Here is an 18,432-nt window from a genome sequence, read left to right on the forward strand (position 1 = left end):
GTACTTGAGGAGAGAAACCATGGGAATGTTTTCACGTATTTCAGATATCGTTCAATCAAATATTAACGCCATGCTTGATAAAGCGGAAGATCCAGAGAAAGTTATCCGTTTGATCATCCAAGAGATGGAAGAAACACTGGTTGAAATCCGCTCAGTCGCAGCGAAAAATTTAGCTGAACAGAAAATGCTTGATCGCAAGATTGCTGATGTAGAAAGCAAAGCGACAGAGTGGGGCAAAAAGGCAGAACTTGCTGTGACCAAGGAACGCGACGATCTTGCTCGTGCAGCGTTGAGCGAAAAGCATGCAACTGAGCAGGCTTTGGCTGAACTGGTACAACAAAAAGCACAGTTAGCTGAATTGATTGGCAGTATTCAAGATGACACTGCACGCTTGCAAGCTAAGCTGAGCGAGGCGCGAAGCAAGCAGAAAAGCTTAGCAACCCGTAAGCAAAACTCAGTAGTACGGTTACATGCCAAACAAAGCGTAAATAGTGATGCTATCACCAAAGCTATGGCGCGCTTTGAACACTATGAGACCCGTGTTGAAACGCTAGAGGCGCAGGTGGATGCATTTGATATTGTGCCTTCATCACAACAACTGGCACAAGATTTTGCAGCCCTTGAGAAGGATGAATCAGTGGAAAGCGCTCTTGCCCAGCTTAAGGCTAAACTTAATGCTAAAACTGCAGCACCGGCACCAGCCAAAAGCAGCAAGAAAGCCAATCAGAAAAGTGCTCAAGCTGCCTAGTTGAAGCGTTGGAACTTTGCACTAAATGGATATGCTACTGAGTTGATTAACCCGCAGCTCAGTAGCACAGACCTTGTCGGAGGGGATTATGAAACAAGAATTTGATCTTAATAGTTTTTATCGCAGTCGCCATGAAAAGATTATCACCGGATTAGCGGGTGGATTAGCCAGACATTTTGAGTTCGATGTTTTCTATGTGCGGGTCGCAATGGTAATCGGAATGTTCATTGCGCCCATGTTTTGTGGCATGGCTTACCTAATTGCCAGTATGCTGCTAAAGGAGCGGTAAAATGCGCAAACTACTCATTGCACTATTGATCGTTTGGACGCTGTTTTATTGGGTTGATTATTCATGGTTAAACAACATGCATTTTCATCTTGATTTACAGGACGTTCATCTTCAAGCCGGTGAGTGGTTTTTTGGCTTGTTGGCCTTAATTGCAGTATTTATGTTGTTGGCGGCTATTATGGCAACCGGGATCATTGTGTTGTTTATTGCGGGGGTAGTCGCTGCGGTCGCGTCATTCGCTGCTTTAGGGCTAAGCATATTTTGGCCTGTGGTAATGGGAGTCGGCGTTTATTTACTGTGTCGCGATAATCGTGTCGCGACCTAAGCCTTCAACAAAGTGATCAGCTAGACTACTATTAAGGTATCTAACATTTATTACACAGCAGATTGTTTAAGGGAATTATGAAATCATTTTTGACGGGTAAAATCATCACTATCGTTGCAGCCGCAGTCTTTGTGTTAATGATACTGATTGGTTGGTATTGGAGTAACGAGCCCGATGTGTTTGACGTGACTGAAAGGGCTAGTCAACACGCACTGGATAGTAATGAAACCTTGGTCGCTGGTTATACGGTATCTACGGCGCTGATTGAAGTGGGTGACACCTTACTTAACAAACCAGGTGGCTACTTGGCCAACGACGTAATGCCGCCCTCGCTGTTCATTGATAATATGCCAGCATGGGAATTTGGGGCATTAGAGATGATGCGCGACCTGGCCCTTGCAATGCGCAAGGATTTTAGCCGCTCGCAATCTCAGTCGGTTGAAAATCCTATGCTGATTAAAGCGCAGCCAAAGTTGAATATCGACCACCGCAGTTGGCTACTTCCCTCAGCAGAATCGCAGTATTCTGATGCCCTTGATTTACTCCGCGAATATCGTAGTCAATTGGGCGATCAATCCATTGACGATAGTCAATTTTATACTCGTGCGGACAACCTACGCGATTGGTTGAAGCAAGTAGAAAAGCGCTTAGGGAGTTTATCGCAACGTCTCAGTGCTAGTGTGGGGACCGAAGTACTAAACACCGATTTGGCAGGCGACCCACAAGCTCATCAATCGACACCAACTGATTACAAGGTGCAAACCAAAACGAGCTGGTTCAAATTGGATGACAACTTCTACGAGGCTCGAGGTGCGAGTTGGGCATTGTTGCATTTTCTCAAGGCGATTGAGTACGACTTTAGAGATGTACTTGCTAAGAAAAACGCGACGGTCAGTTTGCAACAAATCATTCGCGAATTAGAAGCCACCCAGCAAACAGTATGGAGCCCTATGATCCTAAACGGGAGTGGATTCGGCACTCTGGCTAATCATTCATTGGTGATGGCCAACTATATTTCTCGAGCAAATGCTGCTTTAATAGAGTTATCTGAATTACTCAATCAAGGTTAATTTTCATGCGCAAAACATTCATTGCGATGGCGCTAATTAGCGCAACCTCAGCACCTTGCGCTTTCGCTGATACGATTCTTGGCGTTTATGCCGGAGCCCAGGGATGGGATATGTCAACAGCGGGAGGTTTTGCTGACGACACAACGATCACTCAATTTGGTTTTGATTCACAAACCAACGGTTCTATCTATGCGGCATTTGAGCACCCAGTGCCTTTTGTACCCAACATCAAGATTAACCGCACAGTTTTGGATACAAGTGGTAGCACTACGTTGACATCGTCATTTACTTTTGATGGTGAATTATTTACTGCCGATACCCTGGTCGCGACAAATATCGACTTAACCACAACCGATTACATCTTGTATTATGAAATTTTTGATAACGACTTAGTGAGCATTGATATCGGTATTAATGGTAAACATGTCGATGGTACCCTGCTGGTCGAGGATGCGGCCTCAAGTCTTACGGCAACCCAATCGTTTAGTGGGATTGTTCCTATGGGCTACTCACGCATTGCATTTGGTTTACCGTTTACTGGTTTAGGGGTATATGCCGAGGGCAGTTACCTTGCAATTGATGACAGCACAGTAAGCGACTATCAAATAGCAATTACCTATAGCTTTATAGAAAGCTTGGCCTTGGATCTGACTTTGCAGTTGGGTTATCGCGATACTACGGTTGAACTTGATGATTTAGACAATACCTACTCTGATCTCACCTTTGATGGCGCCTTTGCCGGGATCGAGTTCCATTTCTAATTGATTTGTCTATAAGTCAATAAAGTAATAAAAAATCGTTTTTAATTCTTTCCTGTTTTGAAAAACACACGCTAGCCTTGCAATTAATTTGTTAGGTTAGCGTTCCTATCTTTTGATTATTGATATTTGGAGTTTCACGTGAGTGGTCAACAACCGGGTGTATTGAGCCCAGAACAATGGAATCTTATTACTCAAGCAATTGCGCCGTTAAATCGCGATCAATTGAACTGGGTAAGTGGTTACATCGCAGGCTTGGCAGCTGGCGCTGCGGGTGAAGCGAGCTCTCCACAGGCTATGACTACTGCAACAGAGGCTGCGACATTTACCGTTATGTACGGTTCGCAAACCGGAAACGCAAAAGGGATTGCAAGCGATCTACATAAGCAATTAGAGGCTGCAGGGGTAAAAGCGAACTTGGTCAGTATGGCTGATTACAAACCCCGTCAGTTAAAAAATGAAACTCATTTAGCCATTACTGTAAGTACTCATGGCGAAGGTGATGCGCCCGATGATGCAATCGAATTACATGAATTTTTGGCCAGTAAGAAAGCGCCCAAAACTACAGCATTAAATTATGCCGTATTGGGTTTGGGCGATACCAGTTACGAGTTCTTTTGCCAAACCGGTAAAGATTTTGATGCGCGCTTAGCCAAGCTTGGTGCAACGGCTATCACGGAGCGAGTAGACTGTGATGTTGATTATGAAGCGCAAGCCGCTGAGTGGATCGCTAAAATTGTCGAATATGCAAAAGCGAATGTGACGTCAGGTACTTCGAATACTGCCAGCAATGTGGTTCCCATGACCGCAGCTGCAGCGACTGCGTCGAACTACAGCAAGCAGAATCCGTTTCCAGCACCATTATTGCAAGTGCAAAAAATAACCGGTAGAGATTCGGTTAAAGATATTCAGCACATCGAAATAAGCCTTGAAGAATCTGGACTGCAGTATCAGCCGGGCGATGCGTTAGGTGTCTGGTTTACCAATGATCCTGAGATAGTGGATGAAATTCTTACCTTATTAGCGATTGAACCTGAAGTATCGGTTGATGTTAAAGGTCAAACCTTCAGCGTGCGTCAGGCGTTATTGGAGAAGCTTGAATTAACCTTGAGTTACCCTGGGTTTGTCAAAGCATTTGCAGCAGCGACTGAAAGTCCTGCGTTGCTGGAGCTTATGCAGGATGCACCAGCATTTAGAGCGTACTTAGCTGAGCGACAGATAGTGGATATTGTGCGTGAGCACCCAGCAAAAATTGCAGCTCAGGCATTGGTGGATGCGCTTCGCCCGATCACCCCAAGACTGTATTCGATTGCCTCGAGTCAGGCTGAGGTCGAAGATGAAGTGCATTTAACCGTGGCCCATGTGGATTATGAGTTTGGCGGTAAACGTCATCAAGGCGGCGCTTCAGGGTTTCTCACCACGCGCTTGGAAGAAGGTCAAACGGTGCAAGTGTTTGTCGAGAAGAATGATAATTTCCGCCTTCCTGCCGACCCTAACACGCCCATCATAATGATTGGCCCAGGTACTGGGATTGCGCCTTTTAGAGCATTTATGCAGGAGCGAGATGCGCAGGGCGCTGAAGGTCCTTCATGGCTGTTTTTCGGGAATCCCAATTTTACCCAAGATTTTCTCTATCAAACTGAATGGCAACAATACCTTAAAGCCGGTGCGTTGAATCGAATCAGCTTAGCATTTTCGCGTGATCAAGCTGAAAAGATTTATGTTCAACACCGCATTACTGAACATGGAAAAGAAGTATTTGAGTGGCTGGAAGCTGGCGCTCATGTCTACGTTTGTGGCGATGCAATGCGCATGGCCAAAGATGTTGAGGATGCCTTACTCGAGGTTATTCGTACCCATGGTAAGTTGGACGACAGTGAAGCCAAAGCGTATTTAGTTGGCTTACGTAAAGCTAAACGTTATCAGAAGGATGTTTACTAATGAGCAATAAATCGAACCTAATCGTTGAAGGTAAACTTTCTGACAATGAACGCTTGAAAAGTGAAAGCGATTTTTTACGAGGAACTATTGAAACGGACTTGGCTGATCCAGTAACCGGTGGCTTTACTGCAGACAACTTCCAATTGATCCGCTTTCACGGCATGTATCAGCAAGATGACCGTGATATTCGTAATGAGCGAGCCAAACAAAAACTAGAGCCTTTGCATAATGTGATGTTGCGAGCACGGTTACCTGGCGGTGTGATTACGCCTGAGCAATGGTTAGTGATCGACAAATTTGCGCAAGATTATTCCATGTACGGCAGTATTCGGTTAACGACCCGACAGACCTTTCAGTTTCATGGGGTGTTAAAACCGCACATTAAACAAATGCATCAGACCTTGAACAAGGCAGGTATAGATTCCATCGCTACCGCAGGTGACGTGAATCGAAATGTGTTGTGTACGTCTAATCCTGTTGAGTCTGAAGTGCATCAACAAGCATGGGAATGGGCGAAAAAAATCAGTGAACATTTATTGCCTAAAACCCGTGCATACGCTGAGATTTGGTTGGACGGAGAAAAGCTAGAATCCACTGATAATGAGCCGATTTTGGGTTCAACGTACTTACCACGTAAATTTAAGACAACCGTGGTTATCCCGCCACAAAATGATGTTGATGTGCATGCTAACGATCTGAACTTCGTTGCTATTGCTGAAGCTGGCAAACTCGTAGGTTTTAATGTGTTAGTGGGAGGGGGCTTGGCTATGACCCATGGCGATACGTCGACGTTCCCTCGTAAGGCTGATGATTTTGGTTTCATTGAGCTAAAAGATACCTTGGCAATTGCAGAAGCGGTGGTTACTACCCAACGTGATTGGGGTAACCGGGTCAATCGTAAAAATGCAAAAACCAAATACACCCTTGAGCGTGTTGGTGTTGAAACCTTTAAAGCAGAGGTTGAGAAAAGGGCAGGTGTTACTTTTACTGATAGTCGCCCCTACGAATTCACCGGCCGTGGTGACCGCTTTGGGTGGGTAGAAGGCATTGATGGGAAACACCATCTGACCCTATTTATTGAAAATGGGCGGATCCTTGATTTTCCAGGTAAGCCGCTGAAAACGGGCTGTGCTGAAATTGCCAAAATCCATCAAGGTGATTTTCGCTTAACTGCTAATCAAAACTTGATTATTGCGGGTGTTCCAGCTGAGCAAAAGGCTGAAATTGAAGCCTTAGCAATAAAGTATGGACTGCTTGAGGCAAGTACCAGTGCGCAACGTCAGGATTCAATGGCGTGTGTGTCTTTGCCGACCTGCCCGCTGGCGATGGCAGAAGCTGAGCGCTATTTACCCGATACAGTCACTGAGCTTGAAGGTTTGCTGACAAAACATGGCTTGGTCAATGACAGTATCATTTTTCGTGTGACAGGCTGCCCAAATGGTTGTGGACGCGCAATGCTTGCTGAAGTTGGCTTGGTGGGTAAAGGTCCGGGGAAATACAATTTCCACATTGGTGGTAATCGTGAAGGTACTCGTATCCCACGGATGTATAAAGAAAATATCAGCCACGAAGAAATCATGCAGCATTTGGATGAGTTAATTGCTCGTTGGGCTGCAGAGCGTGAACAAAATGAGGCTTTCGGCGACTTTGTGGTGCGCGTTGGCGTCATTAAACCTGTGGTCAATTCGGCCAAGGATTTTTATGAGTAATGTAAAAGTAAAAGCGCAAGCAGGCTTGGCAAACATGCCAAGTGTTTCCGCAGATTCAGCGCCAGAAGTGATTGCTGAAGCCAATCAATTGCTAGAGTCAATGACGGCACAAGAGCGGATTTCCTGGGCGTTATCAGCGTTGCCGGAAACTGCAATTGTGTCGAGTAGTTTTGGCGCACAGTCCGCGGTGATGTTGCATTTATTGACCGAGCAAAAGGCTGATATTCCAGTTGTATTAACCGATACCGGTTATTTGTTTCCGCAGACCTATCAGTTCATTGATCAGCTAACTGAGCGACTGAAATTAAATTTACATGTTTATCGCGCTGATATTTCTGCTGCTTGGCAAGAAGCGCGTTTTGGAAAGCTGTGGGAAAAAGGCCTAGAAGGGATTGAGCAATACAATAAGATAAACAAGGTTGAACCCATGCAACGCGCTCTCAAAGAGTTAAATGCGGGCATATGGTTTGCTGGGTTACGGCGCTCTCAGTCTGATTCACGGGAGCATTTGCCTGTGTTGCAAAAGGTTGGAGGGCGACTCAAAGTGTTGCCGATTATCGATTGGACGAACAAAGATCTCCATTACTACCTGAAAGATCACCAACTACCATACCATCCATTGTGGGATGAAGGTTATGTTTCGATTGGTGATTGGCATACAACGCAGAGTTTACAAGAGGGCATGAGCGAGCAGGATACCCGTTTCTTCGGGCTCAAACGCGAGTGCGGCTTACACGAATTTGGTGATGGTATCTAACGACTTTGCTGTAGTCCTGCACTACAGTTTTGTGATCTGAAACGCGTGCTCTAACAAAGCGAACAAATCGCTGCAATAGTCTGCGCGGGGCTGTCTAGATATCAGGCGGTAAAGTTCGCTGCCAATACGGGTGAACTTGTAGTAAACCAATGCGGTCCCGCTTTTTTTCGGACTCAGCTCAAATTGCTCATCGCCACATCGCCAATGCTCGCCCTTAGCAGGGTCGAGTTCACCAGTTTCAATCTCACTGGAAAACAGCAATCCCATATCAATTAACGCCAACAAATCCGGATAAGTAATTCCATGTTGGGCAAGGTTCAGGTGTTTGCTGCGCGACGCCGCAAACCAAGTAAATACGCTAGGCTTTTGATGATAGCCAACTAACAGTCGCGGCACACTATCGTGTCTGCGGCGACTAGCAATACTGGCAGCTTTACTAAACAAACGTGCATCTTTCTGAGTTAATTGTTTGAGTAAGGCCAGCGTCTGAATAGAAAAACTTCCGGGGCGGGCGACTTCTACCGCAATTATTTTACCCCATAGAGTCTGCATACCGGGGGCGTGAATATCTTCAGCAAAACGTGAAAAACTAAAAAACCAATCCGGATCGAGATTATCGGTATGGTCACTTTCAATGTTGACACTGACGGCATGCTCCAATACACGTTGTAAATTGGTTAGCCTCTGCTGCGCCAATAGCTGTTCGCGGCGATGGGTTTGGCGGATCCAATCGATGTTGCTATCTAGGCCGGAGCTTTCTTCAACACCAATTTGTGCAAACCAACGTCTGATAGTGTCGGCAGATCGTTGCTGGCGTTCACTTTTGGTTGAATTCGAGGCTTCAGGTTTAGACGGTGTACTCTTTGACGGGCGACTGATTTTTGCCGTTTTTGGCCCAGCAGAAACAGGTTTTGCCTGAATGCTCGTTGAATCCTCAATTTTCATAAATTAAAACCGCGCAAGATTAATCCACACATTGTTTGCAAAATAGCCATATGGAGTTAGGATAACGTATAGGTCTACTAAATAACTAATAAGAATTAATGGTCCCTAACGATTACGACAACGACGAATTGATCTTCAAGGAAGAAGATAACAATGACGAGCAAACCGTAGAAAACTACCGCGTTTGGAACATCCTTATTGTAGATGATGACGAGGAAATTCACACCGTCACACGATTAGCGTTGTCAGATCTTATCGTAAGTGATCGCAAGCTAAATTTTTTACACGCATACACCGGCCAGCAAGCCATAGAAATATTAGGTGAATATCAGCGCGAAATAGCAATCATTCTGCTTGATGTTGTGATGGAAACCGATGATGCAGGTCTCAATGTCGTTAAGCACATGCGCGAACAAATGGAGCTTGTTGAACCACGCATTATTTTGCGTACGGGGCAGCCAGGTTATGCACCAGAAGAAGAAGTCATTAAAACTTACGATATTAATGATTATAAGACTAAGACCGAGTTAACCCGCGGTAAGTTAATGACTGCAGTGATTGCGTCAATTCGTTCCTATCAACAACTACGTACCATTAATCAAAGTCGCATCGGCCTGCAGAAAATCATTCAGTCAGCGGCACATCTATTAGAAGAACATTCAGTTAAAGGATTTTGCGAAGGGATTGTCACTCAGATCAGTTCAATGATTGGGTTAGAGGCTGAAGGTGTAGTCTGCGCCCGCGCAGGTTCAGTATTAGATAAAGAAGATGATGACGGTGTTTACGTTTTGGGCGCAGCAGGTGATTTTGCTACGTACATAAACGAGCGTATTGAACAACTCCATGACCCTCTTATTGTGGAGCATGTTAATCGCTGTTTGAAATTTCAAAAGCATGTATTTGAGACCAATTTTTCTGTGCTTTACATCAATAGCTCAGGGTTTGAAGCTGCCGTTTATGTCAATATGCGCAAGGAATTAGGGGAGCTTGATAGGCAGCTATTAGAAATTTTTCTTTCCAGCGTGTCAGTTGGCTATGAAAACGTAAACTTATTCCATCAACTGCGCAACGCTGCTTTTAGAGACTGGTTGACTCGTCTACCGAACCGCAACGAATTTATCAACATGTTGGATCGACCGCACCAAATCCGTTCGCACAACATGGTGAACGTGGCGTTAATCGATATTAATCATTTTTCTGATATCAATGATGGCTTAGGCCAAGAAGTGGGTAACCAATTGCTCAGTGCAGTATCGGATCGGTTACAACAGTGCTTCGACGAAGATATTAAGAAAGGGCGTATTGGTGCCGATGTCTTTGGCCTTATCGGTGACGAAGAAATCGTCAACCCAGAGCGTATTAACGAAATCTTTCAAACCTCCTTTATTGCCGGTGATCACACACTTCCATTAAATGTAACGATTGGGTTAACACGCTTAACGGGCGAGAGAAACCGCGGTAACACGTTGTTGAAGCAGTCCAATATTGCATTAAATCGAGCGAAAAAGAACCTTACCGATAATTACGAATATTTTGCGCCTGAGATTGAAGAAAAAACCACTTGGCGATTGAATATGATCCGTCGTTTACGAGCGGACTTTGGCGAGCAGAAACTCGAGCTGTGGTTTCAACCTCAAGTGGATTTGGTGAGTGAAAAAGTCGTTGGCATGGAGGGGTTGCTGCGCTGGCCAGATGGCGACGGTAAATATATATCACCTGCGGTATTTGTCCCCTTGGCCGAATATTCTGGATTGATAGTTGATATAGGACAGTGGGTGTTAGAGGCCTCGTGTGCTCGTATCAAAGAGTTGTGTGAAAAAGGCTACTCCCATCTTCGCGTTGCGGTCAATATTTCGATCCCACAGTTTCGCGATCGCCTCTTCGTTCAAAAGGTTAAAGATGCAATAGAAAAAAATGGCATCGATCCAAAATTGTTGGAACTTGAAATCACCGAAAGTGTGGTCATGGATGAGCCCCAGATTGTTATCGATGCATTGCGTTCGTTGAAGGAATACGGCGTCGCGATTGCCATTGATGATTTTGGGACCGGATTTTCATCGATGAGCTACTTACAACAATTGCCATTGGATCGGTTGAAAGTAGACCGTTCCTTCGTTAGTGATATTCAGCCTGGAGGTAACGCCTTTATTGCTGAAACAATCGTGACATTAGGCAATAAGCTAGGTCTCGCAACTATCGCTGAAGGTGTTGAGAAGCGTGAACAAGCCAGCTACATGTTAAAGCTAGGCTGTGACGAGGCCCAAGGTTATCTCTACGCTAAGCCTATGCCGTTTGACCAATTAATGGCCTTTCTAGCAGAGAAAGAGTAATCGTTTTCATCAAATTGTGACTCTATTGTCATAATACTGTCATATTAGTGTGATTGCTGATTGAAATTAGGGCAATTTTTTTGCTATACTTCTTTCAAGCCGATTGTTATGTCCCTATGAAATGGTCTAGGGAATACTAAGTACCGCGGCGAAATGGAGGAGTTATGCGTAAATATTTAGCTGTAATCACGTTGGCAATTGCTGCCACCGGTGCGCATGCAAACGCCGATAATGGCAAGGCGTTTGATTGTATGGATGCAAAGACTTTTGAAATTAATAGCCAGTGTATGGCTGCGAAGATTAACAACAATGTCGCGTTTGGTGAAGCGCAGCAATCAATTGTGATGGCTGCTCAAGAAAGCTCCGAAAATGCGATGGCAACTGTTTCATTCTATCCAGAACTGCGTCTAATCGAAGTCGTTGCACACCGAGATGCAACCTATGCCAAAAGGCTCGACGCGTCAAAAAATTAAATAAAAAAACCAGCGAAAGCTGGTTTTTTTATGTCTTGCAACTGTCCAATGCTTCCCTCATATTGTCATTTTTCTCCGTTAAGAGCGTATGTCATTCGGCATTGCGTCAGTTGATCGTTGTCTCTACTTTCAAAATACTCGGTTTAAACCATTAAGAGCCGCAACCCGGTAAGCTTCTGCCATAGTTGGGTAATTAAAGGTATTATTAACAAAGTAATCAATGCTATTGCCTTTACCCTCCTGCTGCATGATTGCTTGACCGATGTGGACGATTTCAGACGCCCGCTCACCAAAACAGTGAATACCCAGTACTTGCTTAGTTTCACGGTGAAAAAGTATCTTTAGGCTGCCTACTAAAGTAGATGCAATCTGGGCTCTAGCCAGATGTTTAAATTGAGCGCGACCCACCTCATACGGCACCTTCATGGCAGTAAGCTCTTGCTCGGTTTTACCCACTGAGCTGATTTCTGGGATCGTATAAATTCCGGTTGGAATATCTTCCACAAGGCTAGCATGACTAGCACCATCTAGCATCGCCTCAGCGGCGAAACGGCCTTGATTGTAAGCTGCAGACGCAAGGCTCGGGTAGCCGATCACGTCACCGACTGCATAGATATTGTCTACTTCAGTTTGGTAATTTTGGTTAACCGCGAGCTGCCCGCGCGAGTCTGACTTCAGACCGACATTTTCGAGTTTTAACATGTCGGTATTACCCGTGCGGCCGTTGGCGAAAAGTAAGCAATCTGCCTTCATGCGTTTGCCTGACTGCAAATTGAGGATCACACAATCGTCGTGGGTCTCCACTGATTCGTAGGCTTCGTTGTGGCGAATAACCACGCCGTTATTCCAAAGGTGGTAGCTGAGAGAATCAGAAACTTCAGCGTCCAAGAAAGACAATAAACGTTCACGCATGTTCACCAAGTCGACCTTGACACCCATACCGCGGAAAATTGAGGCGTATTCTGAGCCGATTACACCTGCGCCATAGATAATAATAGTTTTCGGATCATGCTTCATCGACAAAATACTATCCGAGTGATACACCCGCGGATGATTAAAATCGATGTCCTCTGGTGTGTAGGGCCGCGATCCCGTCGCGATTGCAACTTGTTTTGTGGTTATCCGATCGATTGAACCGTCGGGCTTTTTAACTTCGATAGTGTGAGCATCGATAAAGCTAGCCTCGCCGTGGATCAATGACACCCGATTGCGGCTGTAAAACGACGAGCGTAACTGCGATTGCTTGCGAATAACCCCACTGGCGTGCTGCATGATGTCGCTAAACGTCAATGTTTGAATCGTGTTTTCGTTGAAGAGTGGTGTGCTATTGTACTCCACTAAGCGACTGACCGAATGGCGCAGTGACTTGGATGGGATCGTTCCCCAATGCGTACAGCCGCCTCCGACTGACTCATAGCGTTCTATTACTGCAACTTTTTTCCCAGCTTTGGCCAACTGCATGGCAACACCTTCGCCGCCAGGTCCCGTGCCAATGACTACGGCATCAAATTGATAGGAAGTAGTTTGCGACTCGGTTTTTTTGCTTTTTCCCATGATCATCAACACGTTAATAGTTTTTTGTTAGTCTAGTTGACTTTGCACATAAGAAAAAGGCCTGTGCAATGATTCACAAGCCTTTATGACAGTTCAGATTACCCCTAGCTTAGATACTCAGGCAACTTGTGCATACTGCAAACGGTGTATGGTTAGCCATTTTTCCTTTTGTACAGCCAGCGTTTGTTTTAATTCTTTATATTTGTACATGAGTTCTAGACCATCTAATGTACGTTGCAGATGACGCTTTTTAAGTGCGACTAAACGCTTTTTGGTTGCGTAGTATTCAGCCATTTTTTCCATGAGTAAGGCGTACTCGCGTTCAATGATAGACAGCATTTCTTCCGCGTTCGGCAAATGGGCAACCTTTTGTTGTGCGTATTGCAACTGCATTTTCGCTTTGGCCTTTTCAATCCTTTCTTCTGGTGTTCTGCGTAAATCCCAAGTAAGGCCTACAAAGGACAGTCCACGGATCAGCCACTTGGTAGGATCGTATTGCCACCAACGTATACCATTACGGTAGTCGTACTCAAAAATATGGTGATAATTATGGTAGCCTTCGCCAAAAGTAAACAAGGCTACGATGCCATTATCTCGCGCTGTATTGCCGTCAGTGTAGGGCTGTTCACCCCAAATATGGGCCAACGAATTAATGAAAAAAGTCACATGGTGTACTGCGACTAATCTAAACACGCCGGCTAAAATGATCATGCCCAAAACCGACCCGTTTAACCAACCTAAGAACCCCGTGATACCAAAGTTTGCAACTAACACTATTGCTAAATAATGCTTGTGCTGCCACATCACAATCGGATCTTTTTGTAGGTCGCGGCAATTTTCATAGTTGTCATAGCGATGTGCTTGATACTCGCGCAACATCCATCCCATGTGTGAATACCAAAATCCACGTTTCGCAGAGTACGGGTCCTTGTCGTTATCATCCACATGACGGTGATGAATGCGGTGATCAGACGACCAATGCAAAATACTGTTTTGCACGGCCATTGCTCCTCCCACGGCGAGTACCCAACGGACTATCGGGTGCGCTTGATAGGTTTTATGCGACCACAAGCGATGATAACCGGCGGTGATCGAAATCCCGGTAAAGAAAAAGAGTATGATGGTGGTAACGATTTCTACAGTGTTGAAGCCAACAAAGTAGGCCCAAAGAGGTGCACCAATAAAGGCAATAGCCCCAGTGATTATGAATACAGCGATGTTTAACGGGATAAGAGGTGGTTTCTTCATGATAAAAATTCAGCGTACAACTGTTCGCTGATTTTACGGTAATTTTAGAATTGTGCAACCGCTTCAAGTAATGCTTGCTTGGAACATTGCTCAATATCGGTAACAATAATCGACTGTAGAAACCAACTATCGCGAAAACAGCATTGAGCAGACAAGAACAGAAATTAAAGACTCGTCAGAATATTGTGAATGCAGCATTTAGTCTTTTGGATGAAAATAGAAGCCTGTCTGCAATAAGTTTGCGTGAGGTGGCGCGTGCAGCAGGTATCGCGCCAACCAGTTTTTACCGCCATTTTAAGGATATTGATGACCTCGGTTTGACACTGGTTGATGAGGCTGGTTTGGCACTACGTCAATTAATGCGTCAAGCACGGCGTCGGATAGAGTCTGGCGGCGGCGTAATCGATACGTCGGTCAACACATTTCTTGAGTTTATTAGCGCAAATACAAATGTATTTCGGTTATTGTTGCGCGAACACACAGGTACTTCGGCAGCCTATCGCACGGCAGTTCAGCGCGAAATCCAGCATTTCATTGAGGAATTAACTGACTACATTATTGAGGTTCAGAACGTTGAGCATTCTTTGGCGTTTTTACAGGCCGAAGCAATGGTAAAGTTGGTATTCAGTGCGGGCGCGGAGGCGCTAGAGTCTGACCCCACGCTGCGTGTTGCAATCGGGGAGAGGGTCAAACAACAATTGCGCTTCATTCAAAATGGCGCGAGATCCACAAACCTTTAGATCGTTTAGCGTTTTTGCAGGACCATGCCGCACTCGAGATGTGGGGTGTATGGAAACTGGTCAAAAACAGCAAAAGCTTCTACATCATGGGATTTATTGAGTTCCCGCAAATTAGCTTTTAGCGTCATGGGGTTGCATGAAATGTAGAGCACACGTTCAAACCCTTGCACCAATTCCAGAGTTTCATCATCTAGTCCACTACGTGGTGGGTCAACCAAAACGGTATTAAATTTATAAACACTCAGATCGATATCACCCAAGCGATTGAAATGACGTTCACCGCGCATAGCTTGAGTAAACTCCTCCGCAGATAAACGCACAATTTGAACATTCGTCAATGCATTCTGCTGAATATTAAATTGCGCTGCTTCAACTGACGGTTTAGCGATTTCGGTACCAACAACGTGCTCAAAATGCTCAGCTAAAGGCAAGCTGAAATTACCAGCACCGCAATAAAACTCGACAAGATCGCCCGTTACCTTAGCACAGTGTTTTTTGGCCCACTCAATCATGTGGCAATTTACTTCAGCATTGGGTTGAGTAAAGCTATTTTCGATGTGCTTGAACGTGTACGTTTGATTGTTAATCGTAAGCTTCTCGATAACAAAATCTTCACCGATAATTATTTTTTGCTTGCGGGCACGACCAATGATGTTGACTCTACCTAATTCTGAGAGGGCTTCTTTTAATTGACTTGCGGCCGCTCGCCATTCGTCATCCAGCGGCTTGTGGTAAAGCAGGCTAATGACTAACTCCCCAGACAGAGACGAAAGGTAGTCAATTTGAAACAGCTTTTTGCGCAAAATCTCAATAGGTTTGAGATAATCGATAAGCTTTGCCATCGCTTGATTTATCAATTCATTGGCAGGCAAAAAACTGTCTACCCGATATTTTTGCTTGCTCTGCTGATCGAACATTATGTGATACAGATCGTCACCATCGTGCCATACACGAAATTCCGCCCGCATCCGGTAATGTTGAGGTTCAGAGCGATAAATCTCCAAGTCAGGCAATCGAAATTCGGCGAATGCACCGCGCAAGTCTGCAATCTTATCTGCAAGTTGTTGTTCGTAGGTGCTTGGGTCTAAAAGCATTACCAATTCACTGCTTATGTAAAATGCATATTGTAACGTTTTACGCTTAAGTACGCAGTAGTTTAAAAAAACACTAAACTATATTTTAGCGCCGCCGATAAGAAGTCGAGGATAGAGAGGTATCGAAAATGAACTTTGGCGAAATTAAGGCTTTTCATAGCGAACAGCCGCAATCGGCAAAACCACGCGACGCACTGAATAAGCAGCTTCAGGCCGAGGGTTTACAGCAAGCGGCAAATTTTCAGTCTGCGCAGGTAGCAAAGAGCACCGGCGCATCAATTAGCGTATTGAGTTCACAAACCACCGTGGGCTTAAAAATATACAGTGGCTCAATGCAGCAAAATGTTGTTGTTAACGACGAGAAAGCGTCGCAGGCGACGACCTTTGATAAAGATAAGCCGGCATCAATGTTCGACTTTGAAAAAGTCGCAGAGAATGTAATGCGCTTTGTGGGTAGCGTAATCAAAGGTGCAGCACGTGGTGGTGCTGATGACGCTAAACTTGCCAGTTTGTTCGAGCAAGCCCGTTCTGGTGTTGCCAAAGGCATAAAAATGGCAGAGCAAGATATTGGTGGCTTAATGAACGATGAGATCGATCAAGGCATCAATAGCAGTCGCCAGCTGATAGCGCAACGGATCGCACAGCTCGAACAACAATTGTTGCGACCTGAAGATGTAACAGCCGAAACTGTATCCTCATTAACTCAGTTAAGTGCAAGTCAGGAAAATAATGGCAGTCTAGTGATCCGAACTAAAGAGGGTGATGAAGTTACTCTGACATTCCGGGATCTGCAAAGCGTTGCGTATTTGAATGAGGCATCATTCACTCGATCTATAAACGACGCTCAAGCGGAAGGAGCGAATCAGCCGAACTCGACTGAGCAACAGGCCTCTGAGCAACAATTTGGCGGCAGTGGGCAATCCTTTAGCCAGTCTCTGCAAGCGAAGACCCTAGATTTTTCTGGATACAGCATTCAAATCAAGGGAGACTTAAACGAGAACGAGCTAGCCTCGATAGCCGATCTTGTGGCGAATGCGAATGACCTAGCTGATACTTTCTATCGTGGTGATATTGAGAGTGCGTTTAATCAAGCGCTTGAGTTAGGTTATGACAAACAAGAACTGGTTGGCTTCGCGTTACAATTGAATCGCATTGAACAAACTCAAGTTGTGCAGGCGTATGACTATGTTCAACATTACCAAGACAATAATCGTAACGAAGCTGATAAAGAAAAATCCAGCAAGCCAGTGGCACAATATATAGATAAGATGCTTAATGTGTTAGATCAGGCGCAACAAAAGCTACAAAGTCCTGAAGACTACAACACAATGATCAATGGCATCATAAATGAAATGAAAGATGTGCAAGTGCCGGATCTTGTTCAAGCGATAAACCGCTTTCATACGTTTAATCAACAATTACTTGATGCGTTACCAAAGTCAGACTCTACTGGCGTTGGGAATGAGTAATAAATGGTGATGAAAAAAAAGGCTGGTCTCTGACCAGCCTTTTTTAGTTTGTATTATATATGCTGTTGCTAATGAGCAACTTTGTCCTTGGCATAACGAACTTTTAATGTACGGTCTTGGAATACCGAGTCATTTAATTTATTAATGGCTTTGCTCACATCATTAGATATCACTTCAACAAAACCATAACCTTTGCGTTTGCCGGTACGTTTGTCTTTCATTAAACGCACCGACTGAACGGTTGCATGGGCTTCGAAATACTCTTTAACGGCATCCTCATTTGCCCGATAAGGCAGATTACCAACATATAGAGTTGTGACGTCGCCAGCAGCTTCTGAAGAATCTGCAGTGAACGATGACGCGTTACTACTAAAAAATTGAGCAATAAAAGGAGTAAGTAGACCAGCGAGTAGGACGAGAGCCGCTAGTACGCTTTTGGTTGAGGCAACTGTGATGAGATAATCAGCAGCAAAGAAGGTGAGAACTGCTAGGGCAACTGCCACTATAACGCAGTGGAAAAATTTAACGTTCATAGCTTTACCTTTTTTTATTATGTATACGTAGATAAAAAGCACGTTCTAGTCTACTGAACTCCGCCATATAAGCAAATCAGATTATTACTGACAGCTCTTTTAATTGGAATAAAGTGTAAAAAATAAGCGCTAACCCATTAAATTTCGATTAACTCACAAAAAAGACAAAAAAACAGTTGACGTTAAAATTCTTCTACGTAGAATGCGCACCTCGCTTCGGGGGGCTCTAAAGCAAACTGAAACGAGCAGTGACAAGCAAGCAAAAAACTTTGCTAACTTTTTTAAAAAGATGCTTGACACAGCGAATAAACAGCGTATTATTCGCATCCCGCTTGAGGAGAGTCACAAAGACGCTTCAATAGCACAGCAAAGAGAACAATAGTTAGCAACTGAGCGTACTGATTGTCCTCCTTGCGCAAAAGAACGATATAAAGCGTCGTTATTTTGCA

Annotated in this window: 17 protein-coding genes; 12 read left to right on the forward strand and 5 right to left on the reverse strand. The window is 44.6% G+C overall.

Going from position 1 to position 18,432, the window contains the following annotated elements; genetic code table 11:
• The first annotated feature begins 19 nt into the window (after positions 1-19).
• From pspA to CSH92_RS13735, 8 genes are all read left to right on the forward strand, one after another.
• Positions 20-748: a phage shock protein PspA gene (gene pspA, locus CSH92_RS13700; RefSeq protein WP_100658197.1), complete on the forward strand. Its 729-nt coding sequence runs from the start codon at positions 20-22 to the stop codon at positions 746-748.
• Positions 749-836: 88 nt separating this feature from the next.
• Positions 837-1,037, forward strand: coding sequence for a PspC domain-containing protein (locus CSH92_RS13705; protein ID WP_100658198.1), 201 nt, complete (start codon positions 837-839; stop codon positions 1,035-1,037).
• Between the two features lies 1 nt (position 1,038).
• On the forward strand, positions 1,039-1,362 hold the full coding sequence (locus CSH92_RS13710) for a hypothetical protein (protein WP_100658199.1): 324 nt from the start codon (positions 1,039-1,041) through the stop codon (positions 1,360-1,362).
• 77 nt (positions 1,363-1,439) lie between these two features.
• Positions 1,440-2,432, forward strand: coding sequence for a DUF2333 family protein (locus CSH92_RS13715; RefSeq protein WP_100658200.1), 993 nt, complete (start codon positions 1,440-1,442; stop codon positions 2,430-2,432).
• Positions 2,433-2,437: 5 nt separating this feature from the next.
• Positions 2,438-3,193, forward strand: coding sequence for a TIGR04219 family outer membrane beta-barrel protein (locus CSH92_RS13720; protein WP_100658201.1), 756 nt, complete (start codon positions 2,438-2,440; stop codon positions 3,191-3,193).
• A 138-nt stretch (positions 3,194-3,331) separates the two neighbouring features.
• Positions 3,332-5,131, forward strand: a complete 1,800-nt coding sequence (locus tag CSH92_RS13725) for an assimilatory sulfite reductase (NADPH) flavoprotein subunit (protein WP_240612819.1) — start codon at positions 3,332-3,334, stop codon at positions 5,129-5,131.
• Complete coding sequence (gene cysI / locus CSH92_RS13730; RefSeq protein WP_100658203.1) at positions 5,131-6,840, forward strand: assimilatory sulfite reductase (NADPH) hemoprotein subunit; 1,710 nt, start codon at positions 5,131-5,133, stop codon at positions 6,838-6,840. The genes CSH92_RS13725 and cysI overlap by 1 nt, the downstream gene beginning before the upstream one ends.
• A gap of 34 nt (positions 6,841-6,874) precedes the next feature.
• Complete coding sequence (locus CSH92_RS13735) at positions 6,875-7,597, forward strand: phosphoadenylyl-sulfate reductase (protein WP_205662188.1); 723 nt, start codon at positions 6,875-6,877, stop codon at positions 7,595-7,597.
• A gap of 21 nt (positions 7,598-7,618) precedes the next feature.
• Here the strand turns inward: CSH92_RS13735 and CSH92_RS13740 are convergent, their stop codons facing one another.
• A complete protein-coding gene (locus CSH92_RS13740; protein WP_100658205.1) occupies positions 7,619-8,542 on the reverse strand; it encodes a TIGR03899 family protein in 924 nt (307 codons plus the stop codon).
• 98 nt (positions 8,543-8,640) lie between these two features.
• Here CSH92_RS13740 and CSH92_RS13745 point away from each other — a divergent pair, with 98 nt between their 5' ends.
• The gene (locus CSH92_RS13745; RefSeq protein ID WP_100658206.1) at positions 8,641-10,872 is read left to right on the forward strand and encodes a bifunctional diguanylate cyclase/phosphodiesterase; all 2,232 of its coding nucleotides are present in this window, start codon (positions 8,641-8,643) and stop codon (positions 10,870-10,872) included.
• 164 nt (positions 10,873-11,036) lie between these two features.
• Positions 11,037-11,345 (forward strand): pyridine nucleotide transhydrogenase, encoded by a 309-nt coding sequence (locus CSH92_RS13750; RefSeq protein WP_100658207.1) that lies wholly within the window; start codon positions 11,037-11,039, stop codon positions 11,343-11,345.
• Between the two features lie 129 nt (positions 11,346-11,474).
• On the opposite strand, the gene sthA is transcribed toward CSH92_RS13750, so the two are convergent.
• Positions 11,475-12,899 (reverse strand): Si-specific NAD(P)(+) transhydrogenase, encoded by a 1,425-nt coding sequence (sthA, locus tag CSH92_RS13755; RefSeq protein ID WP_100658239.1) that lies wholly within the window; start codon positions 12,897-12,899, stop codon positions 11,475-11,477.
• Positions 12,900-13,016: 117 nt separating this feature from the next.
• Entirely contained in the window at positions 13,017-14,147 is a 1,131-nt protein-coding gene (locus tag CSH92_RS13760) for an acyl-CoA desaturase (protein WP_100658208.1), read from the reverse strand.
• A 143-nt stretch (positions 14,148-14,290) separates the two neighbouring features.
• On the opposite strand from CSH92_RS13760, the gene fabR reads away from it, so the two are divergent.
• Complete coding sequence (fabR, locus tag CSH92_RS13765) at positions 14,291-14,887, forward strand: HTH-type transcriptional repressor FabR (RefSeq protein ID WP_100658209.1); 597 nt, start codon at positions 14,291-14,293, stop codon at positions 14,885-14,887.
• Between the two features lie 5 nt (positions 14,888-14,892).
• On the opposite strand, the gene trmA is transcribed toward fabR, so the two are convergent.
• Entirely contained in the window at positions 14,893-15,981 is a 1,089-nt protein-coding gene (trmA, locus tag CSH92_RS13770; RefSeq protein WP_205662179.1) for a tRNA (uridine(54)-C5)-methyltransferase TrmA, read from the reverse strand.
• A gap of 128 nt (positions 15,982-16,109) precedes the next feature.
• Between trmA and CSH92_RS13775 the strand changes: the two genes are divergently transcribed.
• Positions 16,110-17,450: a DUF5610 domain-containing protein gene (locus tag CSH92_RS13775; RefSeq protein WP_100658211.1), complete on the forward strand. Its 1,341-nt coding sequence runs from the start codon at positions 16,110-16,112 to the stop codon at positions 17,448-17,450.
• Positions 17,451-17,518: 68 nt separating this feature from the next.
• On the opposite strand, the gene CSH92_RS13780 is transcribed toward CSH92_RS13775, so the two are convergent.
• Complete coding sequence (locus tag CSH92_RS13780; protein ID WP_100658212.1) at positions 17,519-17,983, reverse strand: RNA recognition motif domain-containing protein; 465 nt, start codon at positions 17,981-17,983, stop codon at positions 17,519-17,521.
• Positions 17,984-18,432 lie beyond the last annotated feature (449 nt).

The sequence above is a fragment of the Neoalteromonas flava genome, from assembly GCF_002807685.1.
Classification (GTDB): Bacteria; Pseudomonadota; Gammaproteobacteria; order Enterobacterales; family Alteromonadaceae; genus Alteromonas_E; species Alteromonas_E flava.